Source organism: Nocardiopsis sp. NPDC049922 (genome assembly GCF_040660275.1).
GTDB lineage: Bacteria > Actinomycetota > Actinomycetes > Streptosporangiales > Streptosporangiaceae > Nocardiopsis.
On record NZ_JBFAME010000040.1, the window covers coordinates 1 to 10,530 of the forward strand.

At 70.1% G+C, this 10,530-nt stretch carries 12 protein-coding genes; all 12 read left to right on the top strand.

Translation table 11 applies throughout. From position 1 onward, the window contains the following. The first annotated feature begins 2 nt into the window (after nucleotides 1–2). Nucleotides 3–167 carry an NlpC/P60 family protein gene (locus tag AB0I72_RS28030; RefSeq protein ID WP_358574052.1) on the top strand — a complete coding sequence of 55 codons (165 nt, stop codon included), beginning with the start codon at nucleotides 3–5 and terminating at the stop codon, nucleotides 165–167. A 1,332-nt stretch (nucleotides 168–1,499) separates the two neighbouring features. Then, on the top strand, nucleotides 1,500–2,003 hold the full coding sequence (locus AB0I72_RS28035) for a hypothetical protein (protein WP_358574025.1): 504 nt from the start codon (nucleotides 1,500–1,502) through the stop codon (nucleotides 2,001–2,003). Between the two features lie 236 nt (nucleotides 2,004–2,239). Next, on the top strand, nucleotides 2,240–2,809 hold the full coding sequence (locus tag AB0I72_RS28040; RefSeq protein ID WP_358574028.1) for a hypothetical protein: 570 nt from the start codon (nucleotides 2,240–2,242) through the stop codon (nucleotides 2,807–2,809). A gap of 133 nt (nucleotides 2,810–2,942) precedes the next feature. Continuing rightward, nucleotides 2,943–3,599, top strand: coding sequence for an SAF domain-containing protein (locus tag AB0I72_RS28045; protein WP_358574030.1), 657 nt, complete (start codon nucleotides 2,943–2,945; stop codon nucleotides 3,597–3,599). 29 nt (nucleotides 3,600–3,628) lie between these two features. Continuing rightward, nucleotides 3,629–4,528, top strand: a complete 900-nt coding sequence (locus tag AB0I72_RS28050) for a hypothetical protein (protein WP_358574032.1) — start codon at nucleotides 3,629–3,631, stop codon at nucleotides 4,526–4,528. Nucleotides 4,529–4,605: 77 nt separating this feature from the next. After that, the gene (locus AB0I72_RS28055; RefSeq protein ID WP_358574034.1) at nucleotides 4,606–5,841 is read left to right on the top strand and encodes an ATPase, T2SS/T4P/T4SS family; all 1,236 of its coding nucleotides are present in this window, start codon (nucleotides 4,606–4,608) and stop codon (nucleotides 5,839–5,841) included. Continuing rightward, nucleotides 5,841–6,743, top strand: a complete 903-nt coding sequence (locus tag AB0I72_RS28060; RefSeq protein ID WP_358574036.1) for a type II secretion system F family protein — start codon at nucleotides 5,841–5,843, stop codon at nucleotides 6,741–6,743. The genes AB0I72_RS28055 and AB0I72_RS28060 overlap by 1 nt, the downstream gene beginning before the upstream one ends. Next, nucleotides 6,740–7,615, top strand: coding sequence for a hypothetical protein (locus tag AB0I72_RS28065; protein ID WP_358574039.1), 876 nt, complete (start codon nucleotides 6,740–6,742; stop codon nucleotides 7,613–7,615). The genes AB0I72_RS28060 and AB0I72_RS28065 overlap by 4 nt, the downstream gene beginning before the upstream one ends. 219 nt (nucleotides 7,616–7,834) lie before the next feature. Continuing rightward, complete coding sequence (locus AB0I72_RS28070; RefSeq protein ID WP_358574041.1) at nucleotides 7,835–8,242, top strand: TadE/TadG family type IV pilus assembly protein; 408 nt, start codon at nucleotides 7,835–7,837, stop codon at nucleotides 8,240–8,242. Continuing rightward, nucleotides 8,239–8,682, top strand: coding sequence for a TadE/TadG family type IV pilus assembly protein (locus AB0I72_RS28075; RefSeq protein WP_358574044.1), 444 nt, complete (start codon nucleotides 8,239–8,241; stop codon nucleotides 8,680–8,682). The genes AB0I72_RS28070 and AB0I72_RS28075 overlap by 4 nt, the downstream gene beginning before the upstream one ends. After that, nucleotides 8,679–9,095, top strand: coding sequence for a pilus assembly protein TadG-related protein (locus AB0I72_RS28080; protein ID WP_358574046.1), 417 nt, complete (start codon nucleotides 8,679–8,681; stop codon nucleotides 9,093–9,095). The genes AB0I72_RS28075 and AB0I72_RS28080 overlap by 4 nt, the downstream gene beginning before the upstream one ends. A 68-nt stretch (nucleotides 9,096–9,163) precedes the next feature. After that, a partial coding sequence (locus tag AB0I72_RS28085) for an OmpA family protein (protein ID WP_358574049.1) occupies nucleotides 9,164–10,530 on the top strand: 1,367 nt, incomplete at its 3' end.

The window sequence follows — 10,530 nt, forward strand, 5'->3', positions numbered from 1 at the left end:
TGTTGTTCTACGACACCGGAGCAGGCAAGTCACCCTCACACGTGACGATGTACGTCGGTGACGGGCAGATGGTCAACGCCCCAGGAACCGGCCGGGGTATCAGGGTGGAGCCGGTGGCCGGTGACTACTACAGGGCCCGGTTCGTCGCGGCCGTCCGCCCGGGCTGACAGGGGCCACTTCGCGACTGTGGGCGCGGAGCACCCCCTGCGCGGGGTTGTCCGCGCCCACGACGTGTTGGGGGGCGTGTCGGGGCGTTTGGGGGCCTCACACCGGACACGGTCGCGCACCCAACTTTATTCGGGTGCCATGACTTTTCTGAACCAAGCGGGTTGAAACTTCTCGCGAGTATGGGGAAACATCAAACCCGCTGGTCAGCCCGGGTGGCCACGACCAATCCCAATTAACCGGTTTTATTCGTATGCCTGAAATGGGGTCATTTGCCATGCCCGTGTGTGCCCTGAGAAACGACGTCTCCGCCGTGTCCGTAGCTGGCGTCGACACGGACTGAGACGGCCGATCGCGCCGTGCTGGGTGGGGCGAGGAAGCGCAGCTTCGAGGGACGGCCGACCTTCGAGGTCATTGACACCCGCTCCGCCCAGGACGCGAGCGTGCCGAGAAGGCGACACAGAGAAGAAGGCGCCTCGGACGGTGATTAGGGCACCGTCCGAGGCGTGATCCCCCACCTGGAATCAGCAGGAGGAAGATCTATGAGCCATGGTACGGGTCGGCACCGCAGGCGCCGACAAGGATGGGCCAGCCGTGCGCGGCGGGCCCTGGGGGCGGTACTCGCGGCCATCGTCGGAGCGAAGCCCGCACCACCGCCGCCGTGCCCAACCTCGCCGACCAGCACGACGCCCTCGCCCTCGCGGCCGGAACCCGTGAACCCGCCCACTCCATCTTCGGGCCGTGAGCCGGAGTGGGTCGGGCGCTACGAGCGGGCGCGGCGCACGCACGCGGATCGGGCGTGGGCGCTGTTCACCCAGGGCGCGACGGAAGCCTCGGCCGACACCGTGGTGGAGCTGCCGGAGTTCGGGTGGTGCGTGGACGACGACGGGGTGCGGGCGGTGCGCCCCTACCTGGTCGCGCACGAACAGCGCCAACGCGCCGAACGGCGACGAACGTCTCCCCACGGGGCTTTTCAGCGGCCGTCCGCGACTCAGGCGTGTGACCAAGGTACTGATTCGGGAACTCCTGGCGAGTGGGACGAATTGGCCGGGCTGATTCGTCAATGGCACGCGCAACGCACGCCCGTGGCCTGACAAACGGGCGGTGATTCGGGCCTGTCTCCTCGCCGGAGGCAGGCCCTTTCGCGTGCCTCGGTTTCGTGTTTGTGCAGGTAGAGCGTGCGACATCGGATCGCGGTGGTTCTCTTCACATTTTTGGTCACGGTGAGTATCCGGAAACTGGTTGTGACGTGACTCTGGGTGTGGTTAGTGTCACTCATCGAAAGCACGGCGTTGGGGCCGTGCCCGGTGCGGAATCGGCGGTGAGGGATGCGCGTGCCTGTGACGGGTTGGGCGGCGGTAGCGGCGGTGGCGTTGGTGGGGTGCGCGGCCCAGGAGAGCGATCCCATCGACGAGCCGACGCCCACGCCCCCGACCCTCACAGCACCGGCCAACCCGTCACCGCAGGAGGAAGCGGCGCTTGATGCTTACCGAGGCATGTGGGCAGTGGTGGTCGAGGGTTCCCACGAAGGCGCGGTCGGCCACCCGGGCCTGGACGGGTACGCCTCCGGCCAAGCACTCGAGTTCACCTCGGCCATGCTGCGCGGTGTGGTGGCCACAGGGGAACCGTCCATGGATCCCGAGGTGGTCGACAGAGACCTCACCGGATCTGCGGCCACAGTGTCTGTGGAGGACTGCATCGACGACTCGGGCTGGCACATTGTCGATACCGCGACTGATGGACCCAGCGGCTCACGCCTGGTGACCGCCACGGTCGTGTCCACCGATGGTCAGTGGCTCGTGGATGATCTGTGGATGGAGGGCTACGGGTCATGCTGACGCCGATCACCTCCGGGCGTGTGACCCTGCTCTGTGCCGGAACAATCGCCATGATCATCGCGCTGCCTCACCATGCGGCGGCTGACGGCTTCTTCGTGGACAACGAGTGCGCAGACGGCGGGTGCCACGTCACGGCCCACGCACCTGGCCGTGTCCCGGCGGCTGTCGAAGGCTCCTCGGGTAGAGGCCGTGGGGATGGGAGTGAGGGCACCGGTCCGACCTGTGTGTCGACGGACATGGCGTTCGCGCAGTCGAGGGAGGAGGGGCCGCTGGCCCGTTGCGCGGGGTTGGTCAACAGGACCAGCGGACCCGAGTTCGACCCCGCAGTGCTGGCGGAGCAGGCACGGGCGATGATGCGGTTGCCCGAACCCGCTATCGGGACCGCGCCTCCTCCGGGCAAGCCCCGGTTCGTGAATCTGCCCTCGTGGATGTGGGTCGACGAGCGGGACTGGGAGCCGGTGTCGGCGACCGCGTCGGTCAGTGCTGGGTCGGTGACGGTGGTCGCCTCTCCGCGGCGGGTGGTGTGGGACACCGGGGACGGTCACGAGGTGGTGTGCGAGGTGCCGGGCACGGTGTTCTCCCCGCGGGTGTACCGGGAGGAGGGGTCTCCGGACTGCGGTCACACATACACCACTTTGCCCCCGGGTGGGGCGGGAGCGCGGGTGGATCTGGTCGCGGTGTGGGAGTGGGTGGTGTCCTGGAGCACCTCGGACGGGCGGGGCGGGGAGCTGGCGGACCTGAACACCGTGTCGACGGTGCCGGTGCCGGTGAGTGAGATCCACGCGGTGGTCACCGATATCCGCTGAGAACACGGGGCCAGAGCGGCAAGAAGACGGTGTGTGGATGGAAGGGGGAGGGATGGTCGCGCTCGCGAATCCCAAACAAACCGATCGGAAAACTCAAGAAAGTGAGCGGGGCAGCGGAGGGGGGTGGGACTCGGTGCGCCTGGCGGCCGTCTCGCGTCGCCGGTGGAAGTGGGCCCTGCTCGCGGCCGGGTTGATCGGTGCGGGAGGCATGGCCGGGGCGTGGGCTGGGTGGGTGTTGGATGACGCGCGTCCGGTCGCGGTACTGGCGGCCGACCTCCCGGCCGGGCACCTGCTCACCGCGTCCGATGTGAGGTCGGTCGAGATGGGCGAGGTCGAAGGGGTGCGGCTGCTGTCCCCGCAACAGGTCCAGGGGCAGGTGTTGACCCGGCCGACACTCGCGGGCTCTCCGCTGGTGGACGGTTCGGTCGGGGAGAGCGTGGTGTGGCCCGAGTTGGGGCGGGCGGTGGTAGCGGTGCCCGTGTCCACGGTGCCGCACGGCCTCGAGGCGGGCACCACCGTGGACGTGGTCACCCCCAGGTCCGCCAGCACCGGAACGGGAGGCGGGGAAGACGGCGAGAACGGGGCCAGGGGCGCAGTTACGGGGTCGGTGCACCGGGTCCTACCCGCCGAGGACACCCTCGGGACAGGGGAGCGGGTCGTGGAGGTCGTCATGTCCCGTGACCAGGCCACCTACGTCTCCCGTGCGGTCGCTGATGGACCGGCGCAGCTGTTGGTTCTGAACCCGCACGAGGACGTGCGGGCGGTCGCGGTCGCGGGGGGTGGGGAGTGATCGTCGCGGTGTGCTCCCTGGGTGGGGCTGTGGGGGTGACGAGCCTGGCGACCGCTCTGGCGGCGTCCTGGCCCTCGTCCCCGGTGACCGTTCCGGTGCTGGTGGAGGCCGACGCCTCCGGTGGGGATCTGGCGGCCTGGCACGGCATCGACCTCCATCACACGGACAAGGGGTTGGTGTCGTTGGCCGCTGCCTCCCGCACACCAGCACCAGCGCCGGTTCCGGTATCCGCTGACGCCTGGGCGGAGGCGGGGGTCGAGGGTGCGTCGTCGGCCCATACCCCGTTGGTGAACCACGCGGTGGAGCTGCCGGGTGGGCTGCGGGTGGTGCCCGCTCCGGTCGACCCGTTGGAGGCGGGGCGGGCGGTGGATATGTTGGCCCACAACCCGGGCCTGCTGCGGACGGGGAGGGTGGTTGTGGTGGATGTGGGGCGGGCGGTGCCGGGGTCCGCGGGGGCGGCCCTGGTCCGTCACGCCGATGTCGTCGTGGTTCTCACCGATCCGGGCGATGTGGGGCACGCGGCCCGGCTGAGGGCGTGCGCCCCGATCCTGGCCTCGCTCAAGGAGGGCGGGACACGAGTCGGTCTGGCCATCATTGGCTCCTGCATCCACTCCGACGGTGAGGTGTCGAAGGTGGCGTCGGGGTTGCCGGTGTGGGCGCGCCTCCCGCACGACCCGACCGGGGCGGGGCTGGTGCGGGGCGAGCACCGCCCGCCCACCCGCATGCGGGACCGTCTGGCGGCCTGGTGGTCCGAGCGTCGTGATCCCGACAGTTTGGAGTGGGTGCCGTTGATCAGGGCCGCCAAGTCCCTGGCGGAGCTGTGCGACGACTTCTCCGGCCTCGGCTCGCCCCACGGGAAGCAGAGGGAAGAAGAGGACCTCGGCGTGTCGGAAGAACAGCCTGACTCGAGGGTGGTGAACATAGCGTGACAGCGACAAACGACATCCCGCGTCTCCCGTCGCCTCGGGCAGCAGGGGCGGAGGAGGTGTCCCTTCGGGCTACCGCGGTGGCTCTTGCCGGCCGGGTCACCGAACAGCTCATCACCACCCCCGGCGAGGCGGCGAATGCCGACCACGTTGGCCAGCTCGTGAACAGGTTGCTGGAGGAACGAGCACGCACCGCCCTCATCCAAGGCACAACAGGACAAACCCCAGCGGACGAAGCACGACTGCGCCAGTTCGTGCTCGACCACATCCTGGGACTGGGCCCGTTGGAGGAGCTGCTCGCCGAACCGGAAATCCAGAACATCCACGTCATCGGCAACGATCCGGTGATCGTGGACTTCGGAGGGGGACGCCGGGAACACCGCCCGGCGGTGGCAGGCACTGATGCCGACCTCGTCGCCCTGGTGCAGCGGGCCGCCACCCGCGCCCCGGGCGGGGAACGCCGCTTCGACACGGCGGCGCCGATCCTGTCCATGGAGCTGGAGGACGGGTCGCGGTTGTCGGCGGTGATGCCCGGGATCGCGGCCCGCCCGAGCGTGACGATCCGGCGTCACCCCTCTCGGTTTCTGCGGTTGAAGGATCTGGTCCGGTCGGGGATGGTCGACCAGACCGCACGCGAGGTGCTCATCGCGGCGCTCCGGGCCCGGGCGAACATGATCATCTCCGGGGCCACGAACGCGGGCAAGACCACCCTGCTCCGCGCCCTGCTGGGCACGGTGGACAGCGAGCGGGTCGTGACCATCGAGGACTCGCTGGAGCTGGGCCTGCACCGCCACCTGCCCGACGCGGACGTGGTGGCCCTGCAGGGGCGTCCCCCGAATGTCGAGGGTGTGGGTGAGGTGACGTTGGCCGAGTTGGTGCGGGCGGCGCTGCGGATGTGCCCGGATCGGGTGATCGTCGGGGAGACCCGGGGCCCGGAGACCCTCGCGTTGCTGAACGCCATGAGCATGGGGACGGACGGGTCGATGTCCACCATCCACGCCTCGTCCAGCCAGCAGGTGTTCGCGAAGCTGGCCGCCTACTGCGCCCAGGCCCGGGAACGGTTGACGCCGTCGGCGACGGCGTCGCTGGTGGGGACGGCGGTGCACCTGGTCGTGCACATCGACACCGCGCCCACCGGGGAGCGGGTGGTCACCAGCGTTCGCGAGGTGGTGGGTTCGGAGGGCGAGCAGGTCATCTCGAACGAGCTGTACACCCGGTCCGTCGACGAACCCGTCGGGACTGTGGTGTGTGCTCCGAGTGGGCTGGTCGGCCAGCGCCTGGCGAGGGCTGGGTACCCGGGGCGGGGGTGGGCGTGATGCCTGGCTGGGACTGGGGCATCGGAGGGCTCGCCTTCTCCGGAGCCGTTCTGGGGGCCGGGGTCGTGTGCGCGGCGTACGCGTTGACCCCCGTCCCCTGGGGCACGGTCTCCAACCCGCCCTACCTGCGCCGTTGGACCACGCTTCTGGCCCAGCGCTGGTTGTGGGTGCGTGCGGCGGGCGCCGCAGTGGCAGGGGTTCTGGTTGGTGTGGTGACGGGGTGGCCGGTGGGGGTGGTGCTCGCCGCAGCGGCTGGGTGGTGGATGCCCGTCTTGCTCGGCCCTGACACCACGACCCGCGCTGAAGTCGACCTGGCCGAGGCACTCGCTTCCTGGGCGGAACAGCTGCGCGACATGATCACCGGCGCCTCCGGTTTGCACCAGGCCATCACCGCCACCGTGCCCGTGGCCCCGGACCTGGTCCACGACCAGGTCCGGGAGTTGGAGGCCCGGCTGCGGGCGGGGCAGCCGATGGAGCAGGCGGCCGGGGTGTTCGCCCGGCAGGTCGATGCCGATCTAGGGGATCTGATCGCGATCACGCTGACCATGGGCGCCTGTCGGCAGAGCGGGGACGTAGCCGGAGCCCTGTCTCGCCTTGCGGAGGCGGCCCGGGAGCGGGCCACGACGGTGGGTCGGGTGTCGGCGTCGCGCGCCAGGGTGCGTTCCTCGGTGCGCATCATCGCCGCCGCCACCACCCTCATGCTCCTGGGGATGGCCGCGTTCAACCCCGCCTTCTTGGAACCGTTGGGGACGCTGTCCGGGCAGCTCGTGCTCGGACTGACCGGAGGGCTGTGGGCGGTCTCGTTCTGCTGGATGGCCCGGTTGGCCGCACCACCGAAGGCGCCGCGCCCCTTCCGCCCCGCCCCAGTTGACGCCGTCACGGTGGGAGGTGGAGTCAGGTGAGCGCAGTCGTGATGTCCGTTGCCGGGGCCATGCTCGGTGCGGGAGGGTTCGTCACTGCCTACGCGCTGCGTCGCCCTTCGTTGGTGGAGCGCCTCACACCCCGCCTCTCTCCGCAGCCCCGTCCCGCTGCGGAGGGTGGGTGGGCGCAGCGTGCGGGCCACTGCACGGGCTACCTGCTGGCCCGCGTCGGCGTCCCGGGTCCGGTCATGTCCCGGGCGCTCGCGGTGTCGGGTGCGTCGGTGGAGGCGTATCGGGCGGAGAAGGCCGCCGCGACCGGTGTCGGGCTCGTGTTGGGAACGGTCCTGCTCTTCGCGGGCAGCGCGACGTTGCTGGTGCCCGCGATGGGCTGGCTGCTCGCCGTGTTGGTCGCGGCGGGGTGCTTCCTGGCTCCGGACTTGGCGGCGCACCACGTGGCCAGTGAGCACCGCGCTGAACTCCGGGCGGCCACCTCGGCGTTGGCGGACCTGGTCGTCATGGGATTGGCGGCGGGCGCCGGAACGACGGGCGCGGTGACCACCGCTTTGGAGTGCGGGCACGGCCGTGCCCCGGAGCGGCTACGCCAAGCGGTGCATGTCGCGTCGCTGCGCCACCAACCGCCCTGGGAGGGGCTTGAAGCGGTGGCCGAGGAGACCGGGGTGCGCGAGCTCGGTGAGCTGGCCGGGTCGTTGCGGTTGGGCGGGGCCTCGGGGGCCCGCACCCGCGCCTCGTTGACCGCGAAGGCGACGTCGTTGCGGGCGCGTCGTCTGGCCGAGGCCGAGGCCGCCGCGCACGCGGCCACCGAACGCATGACCCTGCCCACCATGGGCCTGGTGGCCGGGTTCCTGGTGCTGATCAGTTATGTCGCCCTCACCCACGTGATGGCCGGTTTCTAGACAGAAAGGGTTCCCGATGAAGGAACTCCTTCGGCGTGCCCATGGGCGTGTACGCACGTGGCTCACGCCGTCACGGGGTGTTACTTCGGATGTGGGGTCGGCGACGACGGACTGGATCTTGATCATCATGGTGTCGATCACGATCGCCACCGTCGTCGGAGGCATCCTCGTCACCGAGTTCACCACGGCGGCCGAGTCCATCGACCTGGGAGTGGCCCGGTGAACGCCCCGCCCGGGCACCAGCGCAGCAGCCGGGGTTGGGAGAGAGGTAGTGACCGGGGGAGCGCGGAGCCGTTGTTCATCCTGCCGATCGTGTTCGTGATGGTCGTGGGGGTGGCGCAGGTGGGGGTGTGGGCGCACGCCCAGCACCGAGCCCAGGCGATCGCCTCCCAAACCCTGGCCGCGGCCCGGTCCTTCGACGGCTCCACAGCGCTGGCGCATCAGCGGGCCGAGCACGCCCAGACGCAGCTGGGCGGCGGGATGCTCCGCCGGGTGGAGGTCGAGGTCGACCGCACCGTTCAGGCCGCGCGGGTGCGGGTGCGAGGCCAGGTGGTGAGCCTGCTACCCGGGGTGAACCTCCCTGTTGCGTCGGAGATGTCCGGCCCGGTCGAGCGCCTCACGCCATGAGCGCTCCCACCCGACACACGCCGCGCGGGCTCGGCCGTCGTGATGATTCGGGGAGCGCCTCGGTGGAGCTGGTACTGCTGGCCCCGGTGATGATCGTGGTCCTGGTGTTGGTGGTGATCGCTGGCCGTCAGGTCTCGGCGGCGCTGATCACCCAGGACGCGGCCTCGTCCGCCGCGCGGGCCGCCTCGCTGCAACGCGATGCCGTCTCCGCCCGCGCCCAGGCATGGGGGACAGCTGACCGGGAGCTGGCTGATCGGGGGGTAGCTTGCGCCTCCTTCAGCACCTTGGTAGACACCCCCCGCTTCGAAGCGGGGGGGTTCGTGTCGGTGGAGGTGGAGTGCACGGTCACCGTCATCGACTTGGGCGGCCTCGGTGGGCAGCGCACCCTGCACGCCACCGCTTCCTCACCGATCGACCCCTACCGAGGACGGACACCATGACCCCACTGACACAGCGGTCCCGACATGGGGATGAGGGGCAGGCGTCGTTGTTCCTGATCATGCTCATCCCCGTCGTGATGATCGTGTTCGCGCTGGTGTGGGAGGCGGGCCAGATGCTGGTGGCGAAGGCGGAGTTGTTGTCGGTGGCGCATTCAGCGGCACGCGCCGGAGCCCACCAACTGGACGGCGCGGCGAGCCTTACCGGGGGGAGCCCGGTCCTGGATGTCGCCGAGGCCAGCCAGGCGGCCCTCGACCACTTGAATTCTCAAGGTTTGGGCGGCCAGGTGGTCGTCGAGGACAACCGGTTGGTCGTGCTGGCCCGCAGCACCTACGCCCCCGACCTGTTGCCGATCGGGGCGCGCGAGATCGAAGTGGAGGCCGCCGCGGCCGCGCTCCAACCCCCATTGGGGTGATCCGTCTATGTGCCGCATACGACGGCGCGCCCCTACAGCAGTTCTGACCGACAGGAAGAGGGAGAGGTATGCCGCGAAGCCCGTGGTCCGTGGCGGCAGAAGTGGTGATCACGGTGGTTCTGTTGGTGGTGCCGCCGTGGTTGGCGACCCGGTTGGAGTGGCCGCTGGGCCCGGACACCACCTGGGTGTGGTTCCTCCAGTACCTGCGGTCAGGGAGCATTCCGGACGAGGTCGTGCTCGCCTTCTTCGTCGTGTTCTTGTGGGGGGTGTGGGCGGCCCATCTGGTGGTCGTCGCTTTGGATGTCGTCGCCGCGGTGCGGGGGTTGGTGCCTCGGGTGGGGTTGGTGCGGCTGGTGTGGGTGCTGGTGGCGGGGGGTGCGACCGCGACCTCTGCCCAGACCACGGCTGTGGCGGCGCACACGACGGACGCGGTGGCCGAAGCGCCGACCATGGCCGACACGCCTCCCGCCCAGGAGACCCCAATGGCGGAGGAGGAGCAGGCGAAGCCGCAGGACGTCTTCGACCGCACCAGCATTTTGGCGGGGTTCGGGTTCGACTCGGCCGACCTGCCCTCTGAGATGGCCGAGTCCTTGGAGCCGACCATCGGTCTGATCGCTGACTTCGGACACCCTGGGGAGCCGGTGGTGGTGACCGGGCACACCGACCCGATCGGCACCCCCTTCTACAACCAGGGCCTGTCGGAGCGCCGGGCCCAGGCGGTCGCGGATCATCTGGCCGACCAGTTGGACGCCGACGTCGAGATTCAGGTGATCGGAAAGGGTGCCGCCCAACCCCCGTCGCATCCTCGTGCCTCGTATGGGGAGTACCGGCGGGCGGAGATCTCCTACACCGTCCAACGCCCCACCCCCACCGCTGTGCCCGAGCCATCAGCGGTGTCCGGGGCCGACACCACCTCCAAGACCTCTTCGGGGGCGGCCTCCGCTTCGGAGCGGGAGTGGACGGGCGTGACCACCGCGGCCGAGGGGAACACCGTGCGTGACCTCGCCGGGGTCGGGGTCGTGTCCGGAGCGGTCGGAGCGGGGGTGGGGTATGCGGCCGGACGACGACGGGCATCGGTAACCCCACGGAAGCCAGGCACTCGGGTGGGGTTGACGACCGGTCCCGACGACCCTTCGGGAGAGACTTCCACCGATGACGCCGCGCCGGTCCAGGAGGACCTGGTGCGCCACGACGCCGAAGGGCTCACGCGTGGTGTCCTCGACGATGACGGCTATCTGCTCGTTGCTGACACGGTCCGGGTGAACAGCGCTGGGGGTGTGGCGTTCGTCGGAGTGCACGAGGTGCGTGCGCTCGCGGCCGTGGTCACAGATCACGCCCCAGGGCCCGTCATCGCCACCCGCGCGGTCGCCACGGCCCTCGTAGCGGAAGGCACACCGCTGGGGGGTGTGCAGGTGACCTCCGACCTTGCCCAGGC

What these genes read in the sequence shown, in the direction of transcription:
- AB0I72_RS28040 (WP_358574028.1), top strand. Translation starts at nt 2,240, where the DNA reads ATGGCGTTCGCGCAGTCGAGGGAGGAGGGGCCGCTGGCCCGTTGCGCG.
- AB0I72_RS28060 (WP_358574036.1), top strand. Translation starts at nt 5,841, where the DNA reads ATGCCTGGCTGGGACTGGGGCATCGGAGGGCTCGCCTTCTCCGGAGCC.
- AB0I72_RS28075 (WP_358574044.1), top strand. Translation starts at nt 8,239, where the DNA reads ATGAGCGCTCCCACCCGACACACGCCGCGCGGGCTCGGCCGTCGTGAT.
- AB0I72_RS28080 (WP_358574046.1), top strand. Translation starts at nt 8,679, where the DNA reads ATGACCCCACTGACACAGCGGTCCCGACATGGGGATGAGGGGCAGGCG.